General features: G+C 65.8%; 19 protein-coding genes. 8 read left to right on the forward strand and 11 right to left on the reverse strand.

The features are described from left to right. Positions 1 to 23 precede the first annotated feature (23 nt). The gene (gene thpR / locus O5O53_RS03065) at positions 24 to 566 is read left to right on the forward strand and encodes an RNA 2',3'-cyclic phosphodiesterase (protein WP_034996817.1); all 543 of its coding nucleotides are present in this window, start codon (positions 24 to 26) and stop codon (positions 564 to 566) included. Here thpR and O5O53_RS03070 read toward each other — a convergent pair. Beyond that, complete coding sequence (locus O5O53_RS03070) at positions 554 to 1,888, reverse strand: HNH endonuclease signature motif containing protein (protein WP_269508928.1); 1,335 nt, start codon at positions 1,886 to 1,888, stop codon at positions 554 to 556. The genes thpR and O5O53_RS03070 overlap by 13 nt on opposite strands. A gap of 214 nt (positions 1,889 to 2,102) precedes the next feature. On the opposite strand from O5O53_RS03070, the gene O5O53_RS03075 reads away from it, so the two are divergent. From O5O53_RS03075 to O5O53_RS03085, 3 genes are read left to right on the forward strand one after another with little or no spacing between them, the layout of a single operon-like run. Then, a complete protein-coding gene (locus O5O53_RS03075) occupies positions 2,103 to 2,747 on the forward strand; it encodes an alpha-ketoglutarate-dependent dioxygenase AlkB (RefSeq protein WP_269508930.1) in 645 nt (214 codons plus the stop codon). Further along, positions 2,744 to 3,316, forward strand: a complete 573-nt coding sequence (locus tag O5O53_RS03080) for a LysE family translocator (protein WP_269508932.1) — start codon at positions 2,744 to 2,746, stop codon at positions 3,314 to 3,316. The genes O5O53_RS03075 and O5O53_RS03080 overlap by 4 nt, the downstream gene beginning before the upstream one ends. After that, the gene (locus O5O53_RS03085) at positions 3,313 to 4,023 is read left to right on the forward strand and encodes an SDR family oxidoreductase (protein ID WP_269508934.1); all 711 of its coding nucleotides are present in this window, start codon (positions 3,313 to 3,315) and stop codon (positions 4,021 to 4,023) included. The genes O5O53_RS03080 and O5O53_RS03085 overlap by 4 nt, the downstream gene beginning before the upstream one ends. Here the strand turns inward: O5O53_RS03085 and O5O53_RS03090 are convergent. After that, positions 4,020 to 5,012 (reverse strand): CapA family protein, encoded by a 993-nt coding sequence (locus O5O53_RS03090; RefSeq protein WP_239306475.1) that lies wholly within the window; start codon positions 5,010 to 5,012, stop codon positions 4,020 to 4,022. The genes O5O53_RS03085 and O5O53_RS03090 overlap by 4 nt on opposite strands. Positions 5,013 to 5,029: 17 nt before the next feature. On the opposite strand from O5O53_RS03090, the gene O5O53_RS03095 reads away from it, so the two are divergent. Next, complete coding sequence (locus O5O53_RS03095; RefSeq protein WP_202032108.1) at positions 5,030 to 5,317, forward strand: RNA-binding S4 domain-containing protein; 288 nt, start codon at positions 5,030 to 5,032, stop codon at positions 5,315 to 5,317. After that, positions 5,317 to 6,000 carry a VOC family protein gene (locus O5O53_RS03100; RefSeq protein WP_239306474.1) on the forward strand — a complete coding sequence of 228 codons (684 nt, stop codon included), beginning with the start codon at positions 5,317 to 5,319 and terminating at the stop codon, positions 5,998 to 6,000. Before O5O53_RS03095 ends, O5O53_RS03100 begins: the two co-directional genes overlap by 1 nt. Here O5O53_RS03100 and O5O53_RS03105 read toward each other — a convergent pair. Genes O5O53_RS03105 through O5O53_RS03135 form a run of 7 tightly spaced genes read right to left on the reverse strand, consistent with a single transcriptional unit; the run spans position 5,997 to position 15,767 of the window. After that, entirely contained in the window at positions 5,997 to 6,644 is a 648-nt protein-coding gene (locus O5O53_RS03105) for a hypothetical protein (protein WP_437177836.1), read from the reverse strand. The genes O5O53_RS03100 and O5O53_RS03105 overlap by 4 nt on opposite strands. Then, positions 6,638 to 8,518, reverse strand: coding sequence for a M13 family metallopeptidase (locus O5O53_RS03110; protein WP_269508936.1), 1,881 nt, complete (start codon positions 8,516 to 8,518; stop codon positions 6,638 to 6,640). Before O5O53_RS03110 ends, O5O53_RS03105 begins: the two co-directional genes overlap by 7 nt. Beyond that, the gene (locus O5O53_RS03115; RefSeq protein ID WP_269508938.1) at positions 8,511 to 9,371 is read right to left on the reverse strand and encodes a cutinase family protein; all 861 of its coding nucleotides are present in this window, start codon (positions 9,369 to 9,371) and stop codon (positions 8,511 to 8,513) included. Before O5O53_RS03115 ends, O5O53_RS03110 begins: the two co-directional genes overlap by 8 nt. Positions 9,372 to 9,390: 19 nt before the next feature. Then, positions 9,391 to 12,588, reverse strand: coding sequence for an arabinosyltransferase domain-containing protein (locus tag O5O53_RS03120; protein WP_269508940.1), 3,198 nt, complete (start codon positions 12,586 to 12,588; stop codon positions 9,391 to 9,393). A 10-nt stretch (positions 12,589 to 12,598) separates the two neighbouring features. Next, positions 12,599 to 14,428, reverse strand: a complete 1,830-nt coding sequence (locus O5O53_RS03125; protein ID WP_269508942.1) for an arabinofuranosyltransferase — start codon at positions 14,426 to 14,428, stop codon at positions 12,599 to 12,601. A gap of 20 nt (positions 14,429 to 14,448) precedes the next feature. Beyond that, positions 14,449 to 15,093 carry a response regulator transcription factor gene (locus O5O53_RS03130; RefSeq protein ID WP_269508944.1) on the reverse strand — a complete coding sequence of 215 codons (645 nt, stop codon included), beginning with the start codon at positions 15,091 to 15,093 and terminating at the stop codon, positions 14,449 to 14,451. Further along, positions 15,090 to 15,767 (reverse strand): sensor histidine kinase, encoded by a 678-nt coding sequence (locus O5O53_RS03135; protein ID WP_269508946.1) that lies wholly within the window; start codon positions 15,765 to 15,767, stop codon positions 15,090 to 15,092. The genes O5O53_RS03130 and O5O53_RS03135 overlap by 4 nt, the downstream gene beginning before the upstream one ends. Before the next feature lie 92 nt (positions 15,768 to 15,859). On the opposite strand from O5O53_RS03135, the gene O5O53_RS03140 reads away from it, so the two are divergent. Further along, positions 15,860 to 16,525 carry an ABC transporter ATP-binding protein gene (locus O5O53_RS03140; RefSeq protein ID WP_269508948.1) on the forward strand — a complete coding sequence of 222 codons (666 nt, stop codon included), beginning with the start codon at positions 15,860 to 15,862 and terminating at the stop codon, positions 16,523 to 16,525. Further along, positions 16,522 to 17,913 carry an FtsX-like permease family protein gene (locus tag O5O53_RS03145; protein WP_269508950.1) on the forward strand — a complete coding sequence of 464 codons (1,392 nt, stop codon included), beginning with the start codon at positions 16,522 to 16,524 and terminating at the stop codon, positions 17,911 to 17,913. The genes O5O53_RS03140 and O5O53_RS03145 overlap by 4 nt, the downstream gene beginning before the upstream one ends. Positions 17,914 to 18,030: 117 nt before the next feature. Here O5O53_RS03145 and dprE2 read toward each other — a convergent pair whose 3' ends face one another. Both dprE2 and dprE1 read right to left on the reverse strand, forming a co-directional pair. After that, on the reverse strand, positions 18,031 to 18,795 hold the full coding sequence (gene dprE2 / locus O5O53_RS03150) for a decaprenylphospho-beta-D-erythro-pentofuranosid-2-ulose 2-reductase (protein ID WP_269508952.1): 765 nt from the start codon (positions 18,793 to 18,795) through the stop codon (positions 18,031 to 18,033). A gap of 12 nt (positions 18,796 to 18,807) precedes the next feature. Continuing rightward, complete coding sequence (gene dprE1 / locus O5O53_RS03155) at positions 18,808 to 20,205, reverse strand: decaprenylphosphoryl-beta-D-ribose oxidase (protein ID WP_269508954.1); 1,398 nt, start codon at positions 20,203 to 20,205, stop codon at positions 18,808 to 18,810.

A 20,205-nucleotide genomic window follows, 5' to 3' on the forward strand; every position in this document is an offset into this window, starting at 1 on the left:
CAATTAAGGGTAGCGTGTGGGCCATGAGACGCCTCTTCGCAGCGATCGTCCCTCCGGCCGATGTTCGCGAACACCTCATCACCGCCCTGCGGCCCATCCGCGACTTCTCGGGCACAGAAGTGCGCTGGGCCGACCCCGACAACTGGCACATCACGGTCGCCTTCTACGGGTCGCAGCCCAACGACGCCGCCGCGGTCACCGACCACCTGGCCCAAGCCACCGCCTTCACCCGGCCCCTGAGGTTGCACCTCCGAGGAGCCGGGTGTTTTGATCGGCGCACCATGTGGATCGGCGTCGGCGGCGACAAGGCACCGCTGAAAGACCTGATGGCGGACTGCCAGCTTGACCCGGACATGCGCCGCCGCCAGCGCGCGCACCTGACCGTCGCGCGGACCGGAACAAGAACCAGGGATCCATGGCTTCTCGACGACCACGCCCACGCCCTCGCCATCTACACCGGCCCCGAGTTCGCGGCCGATGAAGTGCTGCTGCTGGAATCGCACCTGGGCAGGGGCCGAAGTGGCGGCCCGAAGTACGAGGTGGTGGATAGGTTCTACCTGCGGTAGTGCTCCTCCTCTTCCGGGTCGGGGAATGGGGCGTCAACCGGTTCTTCGGGCAAGGGTTCCACGTACGGCATCTCTGGGGTGAACCCGAATTTCATGCCGTATTCCTGTTCCAGGTCCTTGATCGCAGCGGTGGCCTGTTCGAGGTCCAAGTCCTGGTCGAAGTTGTCCAGGATTGTGTGGCCTTTGGCGAAAAACTCCGCTGCGCGCGCCCGGTTTTTGCGCACGGCGGACATGCTGGACTGCCACCGCGGGTTAAACGGTGTGATCTGGTCGCGCAACAGGCCCTCTTCGGCGGTGACGACATAGGTGCCGTCGGCGAACAGCCAGATGATGTCGCCGGAGTAGGGGTCGGGGATGTAGAAAATCCGGCGGTCGGTCTTCATGTTGTGGTGGTGCTGGCACAGGGGGAACAGGTTGTCCACCTCGGTGCGGCCGCCCTCCTCGTAGGGGATGCGGTGGTCCAGCTGGCACTGCTCGGCGGGACGGTTGCACTCCGGGTAGATGCAGGTGCGGTTGCGGGCGTACACGGCGTGGCGCATGCCCTCGCCGGGGCCGTAGCCCTGCAGCACCTTTTCGCCCTCTTTCTCCAGATCGCGCGTGACGGGGAACGTTTTTGCCAACCAGTCTTCGAACGCGGAGGTGGCCTCCGGCGTCGTCCAACCGCTGCCGGGGAGGTAGACTGGGCCGCTGATCGCGCGGTTCTTCGGGGCGTAGATGTTCAGCACCGGAGTCACCTCGATGCCGATCGCCTCGCCGGACAGCAGCTTGATTGCCGCGTCGGCCGTGCTGATGCCGAGCTCGCGCGCGACTTCGGCGACGTTCGCCTGGATCCTCCGGCCGTCCAGGGAATTGGTGTCCAGCTGCACGATCGCCCGGTCGCGGTACTCGTGGACGCCGAACGTCTCCGCGTCGTCCTGTTCGCGGTCTTCGCGCTTCCGCTTGTCGTAGGCGCGGCTTTTGTCCGTGCGCTTGATCGCGGCACGAATGCGGTCTGTGACGGTTTTGCGCTGGGGAACAGCCTGGTCGTGGCGGGTGGGGGTGAACGTGTTCACCAAGATGCCGTCGATAAGCATGAGTGCTTCCTCGTCCACATCCTCCCCGAGCTCCTCGATCGCGGTGTAGACCGCGGTCAGGTGCCCCACGTCCATCACGCGCGTTTCCTGCTGTAGCTCGCGCAGGCGCGGGAGGTCCTGCAGCGCGGCGTGCCCGAGGATCGCGTTCTTGACAAACCCCTTGTTCCAGCCGGTGGCGAGCTGCAGTTGGGTCACCGTGGCGTCGAAATCATCGACGTCGAAACCGGGGTACGAGTAGTGCCCAAACATGGTCCAATACGTGTCCCGGATGGCCTGGGCGCATTCGCTATCCGGGTCGTGTTCTCGCTGGTTACGGAATTTTTTCGGTGCTGTGGTGGCGGTTCTCACTGTCGCCCCTCTCGTCGTGGTACGCTCCACAATATAGAACACACGAACGACTGTCAAGGGGTGTGCCAGGAAAAAGAAAACAAAAAACACTCACCCATTCGAACGCGTCGCCCGGATGCGCTACATTATTCCCGTGCTCGTCATTCCGCGGCCGCCCGCCCGCATCATCCCTGGTGCGGTCCATTTGCCTGCCTTTTTCACGCCGGCCGAGCAGGAGGAACTGGTCAACCAAGCGCGCGAGCTGGTCAGGAAGGCGGCAGGGACGCCTGTTGCTATGCGACGACCAAAGGTCGGCCACGGCCAAATGGATGCCTGGCTGCTCTCGCTGGGCTGGTTCTGGGCAACGAACCCATACCGCATGGTCAGGGAGGTCGACGGCCACCCGGTGCCGCAGATCCCGGAGAACTTCCAGGTCATCGCGGATAACGTCATGGCGAAGGCGCGGGAAATAGACCCGCTTGTCGGTCCGACCCCGAGGATCGAGACGGCGCTGGTGAACTTCTACCCGCCGGGTAAGGGCATGGGGCAGCACGTGGACGCGGAGGAAGATTCCGAAAACGCGGTGGTCAGCCTGTCATTCGGCCAGGACACGATCTTCCGCATTGCAGGGCGCGATACGCTGCTGCTGTCCGGCGACGTGGTAGTCTTTGGCGGTCCAGCCAGGAGGGCGAAACACGGCGTGCTCGGCGCAAGAAGAGGCACGTCCGACCTGCTCGAAGGCCGGCTGAACATCACCATGCGGCAAATGGAGGCGACATGATTGCGCTACTCGGCGTGTGGCTGGCGGCGATCGCGAGCCCCGGCCCGGACCTCGTGCAGATCATCCGCGTGGGGTCAAAGGACCGTAGAGCCGGCGTGATGTGCGCGCTAGGCATCATGCTCGGCAACACCATCTGGATTGTGGCGTCCCTGGCGGGGTTAAGCGCGCTGATCCAGGCGTTTCCGCAGGTCCTGTCAGTGCTGCAGATCGTGGGCGGCGCCTACCTGCTGTGGATGGGCATCGGCGCCATCCGCGCCTCCGACCCGGAAATCCCCGCCACGCAACAGGTGCCAAGGCCGCTGCTCACGGGCCTGCTCACCAACCTGTCCAACCCGAAGGCGATCCTCTTCTTCGGCGCCATCTTCGCCCAGTTCGCGCACCTCGGGTGGGTCGCAGCACCGGTCATGGTCGTCACCGGCACCATCTGGTTCGTGGGCTTTGCGCTGGCAGTCCAAGCGATGTCGCAGCTGATCGCCAAGTACAGCAAGCTTATCGACGTCATCACGGGCAGCATCTTCATCGCATTAGCCATCTGGATGCTGTGGGAGGGCCTACACTTCGGCTCATGAGCGAGCAGAAGGTAGCAGTAGTCACTGGCGGATCGGCAGGCATCGGGGAGGCTACCTGCAGGGCGCTGGCCAAGGACGGCTGGAAGGTCGTGGTGGCGGCGCGGCGCCTGGAGAAGTGTCAGCAAATCGCGGACGAAATCGGTGGGGTGGCGATGGAGTTGGACGTGGTGGACCGGGAGAGCGTCGAGAAGCTTGCGGCTCTTGAACGCGTGGACCTGCTGGTCAACAACGCCGGCGGCGCGAAGGAGCTGGACTTTCTGCGCGACGCGGACGACGCGGACTGGGAATGGATGTTCCAGACCAACGTGATGGGCACGATGCGCGTCACCCGCGCGCTGTACACGCAGCTCAAGGCGTCGAAAGGCCTGGTGGTCAACATCGGTTCGGTCGCTGGCACGGACGCGTACAAGGGCGGCTCCGGCTACAACGCGGCAAAGCACGGGCTCCGCGGCGTGACCAGGGCGTTTCGGCGCGAGGAGGCGGAGAACAACATCCGCGTGTGCGAGATCGACCCGGGCCGGGTGAAGACGGACTTCTCACTGAACAGATTCAAAGGCGATGAGGAGCGCGCGAGCAAGGTCTACGAGGGCAAACAGAACCTCACCGCGGACGACATCGCCGAAGCGGTGCGGTGGGTGGCAAGCCTGCCGGCGCACGTGAACATCGACACGATGAGCATCATGCCGGTGGACCAGGCGGAACGCTAGAGGTAGTCCACGACCTCGACGTTGAGGCGTTCGCGCAGGTCCGCCATCCATTTATGAACATCCAGGTAGTCGGCGGCCTCCACGAGCGGGATGACGTGGTGGTCGTAGCTGATCGGCGGGCCGACGGTGTAGGTGGGCATGAACCGGGCGCCGCTAAACGTGAACTCGCCGATTCCGCCGACCTTGGTCGGCTCCTCCCACTGGCCGTGCAGGAAGTTGCCGTGGGAGTACCAGACGGGCCCGGCAAACGGCTCCACCACGTGCGGGTGCCCGCCGAGCACCAGGTCAGCGCCGGCGTCCAAAGCAGTCGCGGCAGTCTCCTCCTGGAACTCATTGGGCAGGGGCGCATATTCGTCGCCCATGTGCAGCATCACCACCGCGACGTCGACCTGTGAATCGAGGGCGGCGACTTGGGCGGCCAGGGTGTCGTCGATAAGCGATGCAAAATGCTCCTGCTCAACCGGCAGGCCGTTGGTGCCGTAAGTGAAGCCGAGGAAGCCGACGGTGATGCCGTTGGCCTCGATGATGCGGGGGACGGATTTGTCCTGCTCAGAGGCGTAACTGCCGGTATACAGCATGCCGCGCTCGCGCATGTTGCCTGTCGACGCCACCACGCCCCCGTCACCCCTGTCCATCGAGTGGTTCGTAGCGTTGTTGACGATGTCCACGCCTGCTCCGGCGAGTGCATCGATGATCTCGGGCGGGGCGTTGAATTGGGGATACCCGGACAGCCCGAACTCCTCGCCGGCGACCGGGACCTCCATGTTGGCGGTGGTGATGTCCGCGTCCTGCATGTATTCGCTGACCGGCTCGAACATGCGCGAGAAGTCGAAGCCGGTGTCCGTGCGCGCGGTGGTGTACACGTCGGAGTGGACCAGGATGTCGCCGATGGAGCGGATGGTCACGGTGGACTCTTCTTCAACGACCTCGACTTCCTGTACACAGCCAACAAGCAGGAGGGGCAGGGTAAACGCCCAGATTCTTCGCATGCCTTAGACTAACCGCTATGCATATCGACGTGCCCATTTCCGGCGACACGATCAAACTCGGACAATTTCTCAAACTGGCCAACCTCGCCGAATCCGGCGGCCACGCCAAGGAGGCCATCAGCTCCGGCGAGGTCACCGTCAACAACGCGGTGGTCACCTCGCGGGGGCACTCGCTTATCGACGGCGATACCGTCGGCCTTGGCGCAGATTCAGCCACGGTAGTAGTCGACGGCGACGACGGCGACTACTTCGACGAACGCACCGCCAACGACGACTTCGACCCCGAGAAGTGGAGGAACCTGTAATGCCCGCATTCGAAGGCAGGGAAGGCATGCCGTTCTGGCAGGACCTGGTCACCCAGAACCAGCTCAAGTCCACCCACTTCTACTCCCAGCTTCTGGGCTGGGAGATCGTGGACGGCACTGCCCGCAAGGAGGGCCTGCCGGTGGCCGGCATCGTGCCGGCGCAGATGGACATGTGGGTGACGTCGTTCATCGGCAGCCCGGAGAACGTGGAGAAGCTGGGCGGCAAGGTGCTCAGCTCGGACGAGACCGTGACCCTGTGCCAGGACCCGGCCGGCGGCCTGTTCGGGCTGAAGGATCCGGAGGAGCGCTTCCTCGCCGCAGGTGAGCCGGGTGTGCCGGTGTGGTACGAGTACTCCGCGCCGAGCATGGACGCCATCGACTTCTACGGAGAACTCTTCGACTGGGAGATCCGCGAGGAAGACGGCTACTTCATCGCGGTGGAGGACGGCGCGCCGTTTTTGGGCATGTACGTCGGCGAGCACGCCCAGTGGTTCAGCTACTTCGGCGTGCGCGACGTGGACGCGGCCTGCACACAGGTGGAAAACCTCGGCGGCGGGGTCGAGTTCGGGCCTGAAAATGGGACTGCCGGCGTGCACGACGCCAACGGCGCCCAGTTCTTCCTCTCCGAGGTTGACGACCCCACCTTCGACGAGGTCGACGAAGCCGACTCCGTGCTGGGCTAGAGGGCGTCGGCGGCGTCCTTGACCCGGCGGCGGATCTCCGCCGGCGTGGAGATGAACCCGTCGGCGTGGTACTCGGTGCCCTCGAGGCCGGAGCCGGCCCTGAACTGGATCAACCCGTCCACTGAGGGCTGAGTGGTGGGGAAGGTGACGATGTAGCGGGGAGCTGACGGCAGCGAAACATCCCCAAGCGCCCACACCACCTCGGCGCCGGTTTCTGTCACTGCCTGAGCAGCATCTGCCACTGAGTCCACGTCCAAGATCGTGGTGCCGGACAGCTCCGCGGCGGCGGCGACGTCCGGGCGCCAGAGCATCTCCTTGGCGTTTGCGGGGCCGTCCCAAAGCGAGACTGCCCACCTGCCGTTCGGCTCAGACGGGCGGAACACGACGCCCAGCTCGTGGGACTCCACCGTGACCCCGTCGGCCCACTTTGTGGCTGGCAGGGCGTGGTCGACGGCGGTGCCGAGCATGAGCATCGCGGCGTGCGTGATGCGGTCCGGCAGCAGGGCCAGGTAGTTCGGCCCGTCCTCGTACGTGGCGTGCATGTAGGACGCCAGCTGCTCCAGCTGCAGCTCCGGCGGCATGTCGCGTTTGACGCCGCCGACGTTGAAGTTCGGGTCGCCCTGCTCGTTGATGTGCTCTACCAAATCGTCACCCTGTCCTCGGGGTCGATCCACATCGTGGAGCCCTGCTCCACCTCGAACGCCTCGTAGAACTCGGCGATGTTCGCGGCGATGACGTTGCAGCGGAACTCGTTCGGCGCGTGCGGGTCGATGGCGAGCAGCTGCGAGGCCATCTCCGGGCGAGCCTTGGAGCGCCACACCCGCGCCCACGCCAGGAACAGGCGCTGGAAGCCGGTGTACTCACCATCCAGGTCGCCGAACTTCTGGGGCTGCTCGTCGTCGATGCCGTTGTCCTCCAGGTACTTCTTGTATGCCACCACGGCGATGCCCAGGCCGCCCAGGTCGCCGATGTTCTCGCCGAGGGTGAACTCGCCGTTGACACCCTTGGTCTTCGTGCCCTCCAGCACCGACGGCACCAGGCCGTTGAACTGGCCGACCAGCTTGGCGGTCAGCTGCTCAAAGTTGGCGCGGTCCTCGTCGGTCCACCAGGAGTTCAGGTTGCCCAGCCCGTCGTAACGCGAGCCCTGGTCGTCGAAGCCGTGGCCGATCTCGTGCCCGATCACCGCGCCGATTGCGCCGAAGTTCTCGGCGGCGTCAGCGTCCGGATCGAAGAACGGCGGCTGCAGGATCGCGGCGGGGAAGGTGATGTCGTTGACCACCGGGTTGTAAAACGCGTTGACGGTCTGCGGGGAGGACACCCATTCTTGCCGGTCAGAGGCCTTGCCAATCTTGGACAGCTGGTAGTCGTGCTCGAACGCGGCGCCACGGCGGACATTCTCCACCAGGTCCTCGCCGAACTCCAGACCGTCGTAGCTGCGCCACTTCTCCGGGTAGCCGATCTTGGCGTTGAACTGCGCGAGCTTCTCCAGCGCGCGCTCCTTCGTCGGCTCGCTCATCCACTCCAGCTGCTGGATGCGGGAGCGGTAAGCGGCAATCAGGTACTCCACCAGCTCCAGCATCTTCTCCTTGGATGAGGGCGGGAAATGCTTCTCGACGTAGCTCCGCCCAATATCCTCGCCAACCAGGCTCTCCGCGAGCCCCACCCCACGCTTCCAGCGGTCGCGCTGCTCGGTGGCGCCGGAGAGATGCTTTCCATAAAACTCGAAGTTGGCTTTGCCGATCTCCTCGGAGAGCACGCCGGCGCGGGAGCGCAGGATGTTCCACGCGGCCCACAGCTGCCAGTCCGCCAGTGTTTCCCGGCGCAGCATGCCGTCCAGGTCCTCAGTAAACGACGGCATCATGTTGACGACCTTTCCGGAAAGACCGGAGGCGTCGAGAAGCGTGCGCACCAAAGGCGGCAACTCCTCAAGGTCGGTGGGGTTATAGGTGGCCACCGCGTCGCGCGCCTTGACCACGTCCCAGTGGCTCGCCGCCAGCTGGGTCTCCAGGTTGACGATGCGCTCGGCGGCGATCTCAGGAGTCAGGCCCTGCAGGTACTTCGGCTCGAGGAAGCCGAGCATCTTCGCCACGTGCGCCTTGTAGGCGGCGAGGGTCTCCGCGTGGTCCTCGTCGCGGTAGTAGGCCTCGTCCGGCAGCCCCAGGCCGGACTGGAAGATGTAGGCGACGGAGTTCTCGCCCTGCGAGTCCTTCTCCACCCAGTAGCTCACCGGCCCGCCGACGCCGACGCGCTCCAGCTCGCCCAGGCCGCGCACGAACTCGTCGACGTCCGCGACCTCGATCTTGGCCAGGTCCGGGTCAAGGGAGCTGATGTCGCCGGGGTTGTCCATGAAGGACCTAAACAGGGCGCCGCCCAAACCGGCACCGTCTTCCAAGATCGCCCGGACATCTTCTTCGGATTTGTCGCGCAGCATGTAGAACGCGCCGTCGATACCGCGGTCAGCGGGGATGTCGTGGGTCTTCGCCCACGTGCCGTTTACAAGCTCAAAGAGGTCATTCATGCCCCAACTCTACCGCCGGAACGGGAATTTGGATGGGGGCTTGGGACTGCTCGATGATCCAGTTGGAGGCCTCGCGCTGCTGCGCCAGGGTGTAGCCGCCGTGGGAGCCGATGTCGGAGAAAATGCCCAGCGACTTCAAACCCATCGCGCGAAACAGCACGTTGAACTCGGCGAGCGGCACTCGGCCGCCCGCCAGGTTGGTGCGCATGGCGGGGGCGACCAGGCCGCGGTGGGATTCCTGCATGGAGCACACCAGGTCGTCGACGCGGCAGATCTCCAGCACGCGCGGGCCGAGCACGCCGTAGCCGCCCGGCAGCGAGCCCAGCGAGCCGCGCGAGTTCGGGGACGTACCGGCGGAGAGCACCGCGCCGTTGCCGCCCTGGTGCGGGTTGGCAAACAGCGCCACGCCGGAGACGCGCTCCGGCTCGATCGGGCCGCGGCCTGCGGCGATGTCGCTGGTGATGGTGGCGGCGATGTCCGCGCCCAGCGAGTAGCCGGTGAAGCTGAACTTCGCGTCCGGGCAGGCGTTGGCCAGCTTTCTGACGGTGGCGCGTGCGCGCTTGAGCCCGCCCGCCTTGGACTTCTCGTACTCCGTGGTGGCGAACGGGGTGGACGGGTAGGACACCCACAGCGGGTGGATCTCCCCGCCGGTGCCCAGTCGGGTGAGCATGCCGGTCATGAACACGTTGCCGCCGTGCGGCACATAGTCCGGGATGCCCTCTGCCGTGTTGGCGCCGCCCGGCACCGCGACCAGGTAATGCGCGGCGCAGCTCTGCTGAGCCTGGGCCTGGGCGGGGGTGGCTACCAGGGACAACAGCAGGGCAGCGGCGGCGGCGATTTTCGGCAGTTTCATAGCGAGGGGATTGTACCTTCTATTCCTCCGGGTCGCGCACCTTCATCGGGCCGGGGGTGTACAGGCCCCACCTGGTGGTTTCGGCCAGGTCCACCTGCGCCAGCGCCGGCGCCTCGCCGGCGGAGTTGGTGCGGCGGTGGTACTTGGCCACGGAGCCCCAGTCGCGCTGCCAGTCGCCCTTGAGGTAGCCCGGCACCTCGTAGGAGGTGTTCACGGCCTCCACCGGGGCGAGCGAGCCGCCGCCGAGGAAGTCCATGAAGCCGGACAGCTTCGCCTTGCCCGGGGCGTCCGGCATGATGCGGTACTCCGGGATCTCGTCCACGCCCGCGTGGTGGTAGAAGGGGCGCTGGCAGGGGTACTGGAACGCCACGGTCCAGTCCAACAACCCCGGGGTTTCGGAGTCGAACATGGTGTTCAGCTCCACCAGCTTCGGGTTGCGCAGCGGGGTCACCGCCACCCAGTCCTTCTCCGCCAGGGAGGTGTCCTTGGCCACCAGGCGCACAACGTCTGCGTCTTCGGGCAGGTCAGCGATGGGGTAGCGCAGGTTGCGCCACTGCGGGGTCGGGCCCTGGTCCAGCATCTCCACAGCACCGAGCTTCTGCACGCCGCCAGAAGTCTTGCGGCCGTACTGCAGCTCCAGCTCGCTGCCCTCCTGCTCGATGCCGTTGATGTCGTGGTGCTTGATGCGGCCGGCCACGGACGCCACCAGCAGCGGGCGCTCCTCGGAAACCTCAGGCAGGTCGAACCAGGAGGTCTCCAGCTCGGCGGACTGCGTCGGCTCGTCCTCGAAGGTGCCCAGTACTGGCACGCGGGTGTAGTCCAGGCCGAACGGCAGGCGCACCGTCGAGCCGTTCACGCCGCGCATGGAGCGCGGGCGGTTGCCCTGCGTGTTCACACGCGAGGTGGACTGCGCCTCGTCGGAGCCCGGGTCCACGTCGGCGGTGTCGTCGTCCTGCACCTGCTGGTTGCTCGAATCAGACGTGTCTGCGTTTTCAGACGCGATGAAGGCCGGCACGCCGTCCGGGTGGAACCCGTAGTTGTCGCCGGAATCTAGGGAGCGGCCGAGCGGGACGCCGTCGATAGGCGAAAGGAATGCGTCGTTGGTGTCCTCCTCCAGCAGCACGTCCGCGCCCTGGGCGCAACGCTCGCCCGCGAAGGTGCGCACGTTGCCCATGCCCACGGAGTAGTCCGGCGCCTGGGAGACGAAAGATTTCACAAACGTCAGGCAGGACAGCGCCACTATCAGCGCCGCCGCCACGGCGATGGGGGCGGACATGACGCCGGCCCAGCGTGAGGCGTCCACAGGCTTCGGCGGGCGCATGGACTGCACCACGCCCACCACGAACACCACGAGCGCGATGGCCAGGACGATGGTGTTGAACTCCACGGCCTTCAGCTGCGGGGTGCGGTCCCACCACGGCACCGCGTAGGAGGACACGTACCACCAGCCGTTCCAGCCCGCCAGCGTCAGGGCCAGCAGGAACAGCACCGCGGCCGTGGCAAAGGAGCGGTTGCGCTTGGACTGCAGCGCGATCCGCGAGAGCACCACCGAGCCGTAGGCCGCGATCGCCGCGCCGAGGCCCGCGTAGATGCCGAAGTGGTGCGTCCACTTCGTCGGCGTGAACATGAGGAAGAAGGTGGACAGGCCGATGATCAGCATCATGCGCTGCGCGGTCTTGGTCCTTTCGCCGCCGCGGGCGAACCACCACAGGGTCAGGCCGATGCATAGCAAGAGCACGAACATGGGGAAGCGGCGCGCCAGCGAGCCGTCCACGGTCTGCTCGAACAGCACGGAGTAGCGGCTCCACTCCTCGAACCAGTGCATCGCCGGGCCCACCTCGGAGCGCACCGCGGTCGCCTCCAGCACGCTCGCCAGCGTCTGGTCCTTGAACACCGGCGCCATCACAGCCATGCCGGCGCCCATAAACGGCGCGATGGAAGCGAGCTTTGCCTCTCGACGCCCAATGGTGCCCAACACCCAGGGCAAAGAAATCAGGAACACGCCCACAGCCGCGAGGCCGGTCGGGCCGCACGCCAGGGTCAGCGCCGCCACGACGGTGCCCCACGCGGCGGGGACCAGGCGGTCGGTTTCCATGGCGCGCTCGAACAGCGCCCACGTGGCCATCAGGCCGAACGCGATGATCGGCTCCGGGCGGGTGCCGTTGTTGTACGGCAGCCAGAACGCCAGGAACACCAGCGCGGCGGTCCAGTGGGCGACCCGCCTGTTAGCGATGGCGGGGCCGAGCTTCGGCAGGATCTCGCGCGAGAGCAGCCACCACGTGCCCAGACCCGCGAGCAGCGCGGGCAGGCGCATCCACATCGACGCCGTGGTCACCTGCGACAGCAGCGCGAGCAGGTCGTAGAACGGGGAGCCGAACGGGGCCTCCGGCACGCCGTACCAGCGGTAGTAGTTGGCCATGTAGTCCGTGTTGGCGGCCACGCGGGCCATGGTGAGCAGGTAGCCGTCGTCGGACGTGTTGGCGCCGAAGACGTGCCAGAAGCCGAGGACGGCGGCCACCAGGCCGTCGAGAGGCTTGAGCCCCTGGCGGCGCAGACGCGGGGCTGGTCTATCTAGCTTCCGCAGCGCGGCCAGGGAGATCAGGGCGCTGATCAGGCCGAGCACCATCGCCAGCGTCTTGATCAGTGTCGGCTGGGAAGTGAAGCGGGAGTTGATGTCGACGTGGGCGGACAGGCCTGCGTCGATAAGCTTTCGCTCATCCTTGAGCTCGGTATAGATGCCGGTGAGCTGCGGGCGGTAATCCTCCTCGTCGTCCTCCTCGGCGTAATCGGTGCCCGGGATCTCCACGGTGGTTAAGTCGTGCGCGAGGTGGGCCTCGAGCTTCGCGTCGTCGGGCAGCTTCTTCACCTGCGCCGGGGTGAGCTGCAGCAGCACCTCGTTCAGGGAGCTGACCACCAGGCCGCCGTCGGGGGAAGTGACAAAGAAGCCGCGGTCGCTGGCCTTCGGGGAGCCCTCAGGCAGCGTGCCAAGGAGCAACGACTGGTCCTCGCGGAGCTCGTCGATAGCCGAAAGCGGCACGGTGACATCGAGCTGCTGCGGCGCGAGCGAAATCAGCGGCGCGTTCACGGACGCCACCGACCCGTTCTGCGGCCACGACACGGAGGATTCCGTCTGCTTGACCGGCAGGAACGGCACGAGCAACAGCAGGACAAACGCGATCAAACCCGCGACAGTCGCGGTGGTCTGGACTCTTTTCACAGCGGACACCTTACTTCCTCACCGCCACAGCGAACGGGCCGAACTGCTCGAGGTCCCAGTCCTGCTCGAAGGCCTCCGGGTTGAAGAACAAGCCCTCGTAGCGCACGTTCGGCTGGCTCGGGTAAATGTCGTGCGCGATGTGGGTCTTCAGCCCGTCCTTGCCGTTGTCACGGAACACGAACGCGACCGGCGGCTCCCACTGCGAATTGTCCACCGCCTCGGTGAACTTCTCCGGGTCCTCGTAGGAGAGCTCCGCCCACTGCTTCAGCTCGTCGTTGCGGTGCTCGAACTCGCCCAGCGGGTTGGCGTAGTGGCTGGTGTAGGCGTTGAACGCGTAGAAGGGCTGGAAAGCCATGAAGTTGATCTCGTCGGTGTAAATCACCGCGTCGTTCTTCATGTGGCCGTGCTCCTCGATGAAGTCGGCCATCTCCTGGTAGTAGCGGCCCGCGTCCGGCGGGAAGCGGTCCGCGCGCTCGCCGTTGCCGTCGGTGTCGGCGTAGGCCTGGTCGATGTAGTCCTCGTTTTCCACCGGGATGTTCTGCACCATCTGCAGCGCGCCCACCGCCAGGACCGCGGCGACGGCAGTGGTGTACTTGTTCAGCCCGAACTCGGCGATCGCGATCACGCCGAGGGTGGCAAACAGCGCCACAATCAGCACCTCGAGGCGGAAGCCCAAAAGGGAGGTGCCCAGCAGGGTGACCGCCATCGAGGCCAGGGCCCACAGGTAGCACACGCCTATCGACGCCCCAAGGGCCGCCAACTCCGGCTCCTTGATCCTGTAAATCAGGTAGATCAAGCCGATCATGGACAACAGCCCGATCAGCGAGAACGACAGGAACGGCAGCGGGAAGTACGTGCCCTCGATGGGCAGGAAGTGGTTCGCGGTGGACTCCAGCGGCTCGTCGCCAGTGACCACGCGCCAGACGTACGGCCCCCAGGAGATCGCGGCGATGGCGAGCGATCCCAGGCCGGTGACCAGCAGGTGCACCAGCGGTTGGACCGAGCGCTTGGTGAAGGTGTGGATGACGGCCAGCACCACCATGGTCAGCGCGGCAATGGCGGTGAACAAGGTGTAGAAGCTGGCGGAAATGCCCAGGTAGACGGCCAGCGCGATGGTGGACGCCCACGAGCCGTTGACCGCCCGGTACGACATCACGGCCGCCGCCGGCACGAACATGGCCACCACTGCCGCATACGGCTCCTCCGGCACCTCCGTGAGCACAACCGCGGTGGTCACGGTGGCGATGGCGAGCGCGGTCGGCAGCGAGCCGGTGAGCCTGCGCCACACCGGGGTGAGCATCGCCGCTGCCGCCGCCAACGTGGCGATCGCGAACGGCTGGTACACCTCCCAGCCCGGCATGCCCAGCACGTTTGCGGTGCGCCCGCCCAACCAGAACCAACCCATGGGGTAGAAGGTGGGCAGGCCCTTGTACGCCATGTCGGCGTGGCCGAGGTTCTCCGTCATGCGCGACAGGAACTGGGTGCGGAAGCCCTGGTCCACCTGGATGCCGTCCAGGTAGAGCCGGGTCGCGCCCAGCGGGATGCCGATGGAGGACACCACCAGCCCCGCCGGCACCAACGTCATCACGGCCGCGGAGATCCAGGGCTTCTTGCCCTTGGTCCACAGCACGGCCAAAACGACGCCGACGCCGATGCAGACGAAGGACGCGGCGGTGGCCAAAGACCTGGTCACCATCGACGTGTTAAACGCCGGCAGCGAGATCTGGTGCAGCACGAACCAGGCGGCCAGGGCGATCACGCCGCCGGCGAGCCCGGCCGCGACAGTCCGGGCAGCGGTTTGCCCAACCGACTGCTCGTCGGGGTGGTAAGCGGTAGTCATAAGTAACAGTTTCGCATACGCTACCCAACTCCACGTTCTGCCAGGTACATCAGGATCGCGCGTACTCGACGGTTGTCCTCGTCGGGGGTGAGCCCCAGTTTGGAGAAGATGCTGGAAACGTGCTTCGCCACCGCAGCGCCGGAGAGGTAGAGCTTCTCGGCGATCTGCGCGTTGGACAGGCCCTCCGCCATGTGCTCGAGTACTTCCATCTCGCGCGGCGTGAGCGTGGTTAGCCAGCGCGAGCTCGCGGCCATGAGCGTGCTCGCCACGTCCGGGTCGATGACCACCCCGCCGGACGCCACGGTTTCGCACGCCTGGATGAAGTCTTTCACCTCGGCGACGCGGTCTTTCAGCAGGTAGCCGGTGCCGCCGTCGCCGCCGGAGAACAGTTCCCGCGCGTAGGCGGGCGCGACGTACTGCGACAACACCAGCACGTTGACCGGGCCCCGGTGGCGCAGCTCCAGTGCTGCTTGCAGGCCGTCGTCGCGCATGTTCGGCGGCATGCGCACGTCCGTGATCACCAGGTCGGGCGCATGCGTATCGACGACCCCCTGCACCCGATCCGCACTATCCACCTGCGCCACAACCTCGTGGCCGCGCCGGGTGAGTAGGCCGGCGACGCCTTCCCGCAGCAGTGCGGAGTCGTCCGCGATAACAATTCTCATGGCGCAATCCCACTTTCTCCCCGGAACAACAGCAACGGAATACGGGCGGTGACGGTGGTTGGCCCGCCGTCGGGCGAGTGGAGTTCCAGCTCGCCGCCGAACGCCGCGACTCGTTCCTGCATCCCGTCGAGCCCACCGCCGGGGGTGATGCGCGCGTTGCCGCCGCCCTGGTCGGTCACGGAGATGTTCAGGGTGTGGTCACAGGTCACGAGCACGCTGACAGGTTCTTGGGGTGCGTGCTTCGCGGCGTTGGTGAGCGCTTCGGCGGTGAAGAAGTAGGCGGCGGCGGTGACGGAGCCGTCGATACGCGGCAGCTCGTGCGGCGCACGGACCGTGACGTGCGGGCCGTACTGGGCGGCGGCCGTCTCGATTGCGGCGATGAGTCCGTGATCCGACAACTCCCGCGGGTGGATACCGCGCACGGTTCTCCTGAGTGCGTCGAGGCCGTTGTGGAGGTCGCGGGCGGCGTCGTCGAGAAGCGGCGAATCGACATCCAGCCTGGCCTCGCCAAGTTTCATCGCCGCGGCCACGAAGTACTGCTGCGCACCGTCGTGCAGGTCGCGCTCGATGCGCAGGCGTTCCACCTCGTAGGCCTCCGCAATCTTGCGCCGCGATGCGGTGAGCTGGTGAATTTTTGCCGCTGCCCGCTGCTCGTGGTTTATTCTTCGCCGCATGTCCGAAAGCGTAGCGGGGTAGAGCTAGCACTACCCATATTCGGGAGTCAGGACCATAGTGCTTAGCCGCGACCACCTGTGAAATAGAAACCATGCTTGAACTCAGAGACATCACAAAGTCATTCCCCCAGCAGCGGGTCCTTGAAGGCATCAGTCTGACGGTGAGCGACGGCGAATCCGTGGCCATCATGGGACCCTCGGGCTCCGGCAAATCGACGCTGCTGCACTGCATGTCCGGCGTGCTCGTACCCGACCAGGGCGAGGTGCTTTTCGACGGCCGCGATGTGGCCGCAATGAGCGACGCCGAACGCTCGCACCTGCGTCTCGAGCACTTCGGCTTCATCTTCCAAGACGGCCAGCTGCTGCCGGAACTGACCGCCACCGAAAACGTCGCGCTGCCGCAGATCATGCGCGGGGTGTCGCGATCTCAAGCGCACAAGGATGCGGTGGACATGCTCACACGTCTGGGTCTGGGTGCCTATGTGGACCGGTTCCCGGGGCAACTCTCCGGCGGTCAGGGGCAGCGCGTGGCTATCGCGCGTGCCTTGGCCGGGCCACCATCCGTCGTGTTTGCCGACGAACCGACCGCGGCACTGGACCAGGCCACCGGCCACGAAGTTATGCAGCAAATCGTGGCCGTGTGCCAGAAATTCGGAGTGGCACTCGTGGTGGTCACGCACGACCCGAAGATCGCCGACTGGTGCAGCCGCCGCGTTGAAATCCGCGACGGCCTGATCCACTCGGAGGTGGCGCTATGAGTTCGGTGACGTTGATGCGGTCGGCGGTGTCGCAGACAAGCGAAGGGCGCTCGCAGCGGCAGATCGGCGAGCGCTGGGTTCGTGCGCTGTCGCTGGTTGCGGTGACGGTGGCGAGCTGGATGATGTGCACCCTTATGGGCGGCACCTGGATGTTCGTGGCGCGCGACAGACACCCGCACGAGGCGCTCGTGGAAGTCTCGAAAGACCTGGGCGGGCCGATCTCCATCACGTATATCTTCCTCGCGCTATTCGCGTGCGTGCTGCTCGTGCCGAGCCTGTTGGGTCTGCTCACCCAGGCCGCGCGCGCGAACCTGGGCGGGCGCGAGGAGCACCTGGCGGTGCTTCGCCTCATCGGCGCGACCGCCGGCGAGGTACGCGGGATGATGATCCTGGAATCGCTGCGCCAGGCGCTTGTCGGGTTGGTGCTGGGCTCGGTGCTGTACATAGTTACGTGCCCGGCGTGGAGTTTGCTGACGTTCCAGGAAAAGCGCGTCGACACCTGGGAAATGCTCACCTGGTGGGTCATCCCCATCGCCTGGATCGTCGTGCTGGTGTTGGCTGCGTGCTCAGTGTGGCTTGCTTTGCGACGAGTCTCCGTCACCCCACTCGGCGTCACCAAGAAAATCCCACCAAAGGGACAGAACATGATCACGCTGGTGCTCTCACTGGTTGGTGCGGTGGTGCTGTACCGCTACCTAAGCTCGCTGAGCATCGCTCCGCAGGCAGACGCGTTGGAGTTCGTGGTGGTGCTGGTCGTAGCCGGCGGCATTCTCAACGTCAACGCACTGATCGCCGTCGGCGTGATCCAACTCCTCGCACGCCTGAGCTACCGGGTCCCCGGGGCCGCAAACTACGTTGCCACGCGTCGGGTCGGCCGAGGCGCGAAAACCACCTGGAAGCGAGTGACCGCCCTGTACTTCGTGGCGTTCATTGGCGGTATTGGCGCCTGGATCTCCGCAGTACCGGAAGTCGAGGAAGAGCCCGTCCTGAAGATGATCACGGGTGATACTCCCCCCGGTGTGGCTATCACCGCCGTCTTCGCGGCGGTCTTGCTGGTGTCATCCACCCTGCTCACTCAGGCACTGGCCGTGGTGGAGCAGAAGCAACTGACCAAATCGCTCTACTTCATTGGCGCGCCGGCCGCGTTCCACACCAAGGTGGCCGTGCGCGAGGTTGGGGTTCCAATGCTGGTGGTGGCCCTGCTGGGATTCGGCATGGGCAGCCTGATGGGCACCGCCATGGTCGTGGTCCACGTCAATGTGATGGACAAGTTGGTGCTGTTCGGCGGGCTTGTTGCGGTCGCGCTGGTTGGCTGTGTCCTGGCGGTGGTGGGGACCGGTCGGCTTCGCGAGCAGGTGCTGCTCGGGATGGGCCGGGCGAGCGACTAGGTGGTTCTGACACTTTCAGACAGAAAAGTCAGGGTCCTGGGGATATAGGGCCCGTCTGACAAATTCAGCCGCGATCCGTCAGCGGGGACGGATCGCGGCTGAATTATGCGGGCAGTACTAGAAGTTCAGCTTGCTCATGATCGGCGCCGGGATGGCCTTCAGCACCAGGGAGATGGGGCCGAAGAGCTTGTGCACGAACACGGAGGACTTGCCGGCCAGGGCGGCCTCGACGGCGGCCTCGGCGACATCTTCCTTGTTCACGGTGAGCGGGGCTTCATCCAAGCCGTCGGTCATCTTGGTGCGCACCTGGCCCGGGCGCACGACGGTGACGGTGACGCCGTCGTCCTTCAGGGCCTCGCCGAGCTGCAGGTAGAACCCGTCGATGCCGGCCTTGGAGGCGCCGTAGACGAAGTTGGAGCGGCGAACGCGCTGGCCCGCAACAGACGACAGGGCGATGATCTTGCCGTTGCCCTGGCGCTTCATGTGCTGGCCCAAAAGCACGCCGACGGACATCGGGGCGGTGAAGTTGGTCTGCGCGGACGTGACTGCCGCCGCCTGGTCCTGCCAGAGCTGCTCCTGGTCACCGAGAGTGCCGAACGCCACGACCGCGACATCGACCTCGCCGTCCTCAAACGCCGCGTCGATGACGGCCGGGTGGGCGGCGAAATCGAGCGCGTCGAAGTCGATCAGGCGCACGTGGCCTGCGCCGGCTTGTTGGACGGCCGAGATCGCGCCGTCGATACGCGGGGAGTCCTTGCGCGCACACAGGGTGACGGTGGGGTTGCCGCCGCGGGAGGCGAGCTCGGCGACGATGGCGAGGCCGATCTCGCTGGTGCCGCCAAGGAGCAGGATGTGCTGGGCTTGGCCTACTGCATTCAACATGGTCGGTTCTCCTTAGTTCAGCTCGAGTCGGCGGGACATGTCGGACGCGAACACGCCGGTCGGGTCGATGTCGCGGCGGGTCTTCAGCCAGCCGGGCAGCTCCGGGTACATCTTGTGGAACTTCTCGGCGGAGGTGCGGGACTCCTTAGCCAGGTAGAGGCGGCCGCCGAACTGCATGACCTGGTCGTCCAGGCGGTCCAGGAACTCGTTGAGGCCCGGGCGGATCGGGAAGTCCACGCACACGTTCCAGCCCTTCATCGGGTAGGACAGCGGCGCCTGGTTGCCCTCGCCGAACAGCTTGAACACGTTCAGGGCGGTGTAGTGGCCGGAAGACTGGATGTCGTAGATGATGTCCTTGAACGGCTCCACGGCGTCGGTGGGCACGACGAACTGGTACTGCAGGAAGCCGGCCTTGCCGTAGCCGCGGTTCCACTCGCCGATGAGATCCAGCGGCTGGTAGAACTGCGTGAGGTTTTTCACGTCGTTGCGGGAAGGCGAACCCATCAGGTAGTACGCCTCGCCGATGGCCATCAGCGACAGCTTGTTCATGGTCCAGGACGGGAAGATGTCCGGCACCGTCATCAGCTGCGGGGCCTTGAACTTCAGCGGGTCCTTGGCCAGCTTCGGCGCGTACTCCTTGAGCTGGTCCAGGGTGGCCAAAGAACCGCGGGAGATGGTGGAGCGGCCGGTCTTCGGCGGCGCGGAGATCGCGTCGAACCAGGCCGACGAGTAGGTGTAGTTCACCTCGGAGCCGTCGGAGTGGGCCGCGATCGTCTCGTCGAGCGTGTCGGTGCGGTCGGTGTCCGCGATGAAGTAGGCGGTTTCCGTGAACGTCATCTGGATGCGGGCGCGCAGGATGATGCCGGTTAGGCCCATGCCGCCGACGGTGGCCCAGAACAGCTCGGCTGTCTCGCCGGTCGGCTCCAGGTGCAGCACGCGGCCGTCCGCGACCAAAAGCTCCATAGAGAGCACGTGGTCGCCGAAGGAGCCTGCGGAGTGGTGGTTTTTGCCGTGGATGTCCGGGCCGATGGCGCCGCCGATGGTCACCTGGCGGGTGCCGGGCAGCACCGGGACCCACAGGCCGTAGGGCAGCGCGGCCTTCATCAGCTGGTCGAGGGTGACGCCGGCGTCCACGTCGACGATGCCGGTGTCCGGGTCGATGGAGTGGATGCGGTTCAGCGGGGTCATGTCGACGACGAGGCCGCCGCCGTTTTGGGCCGGGTCGCCGTAGGAACGGCCCATGCCGCGGGCGATGATGCCGCGGCGCTTGTGTTCTGGAAGCTCGGAGTTTTCGTCTGCCACCTGCTTGACAGCCTGGGCGATGGTGTCAACGTCGGCGGTGGAGAGGACCTGCGCGGTTGAGGGGGCGGTGCGGCCCCATCCGTAAAGGGATTGGGTTGTCAGTTCCAT

The sequence above is a fragment of the Corynebacterium faecium genome, assembly GCF_027257105.1.
GTDB lineage: Bacteria > Actinomycetota > Actinomycetes > Mycobacteriales > Mycobacteriaceae > Corynebacterium > Corynebacterium lehmanniae.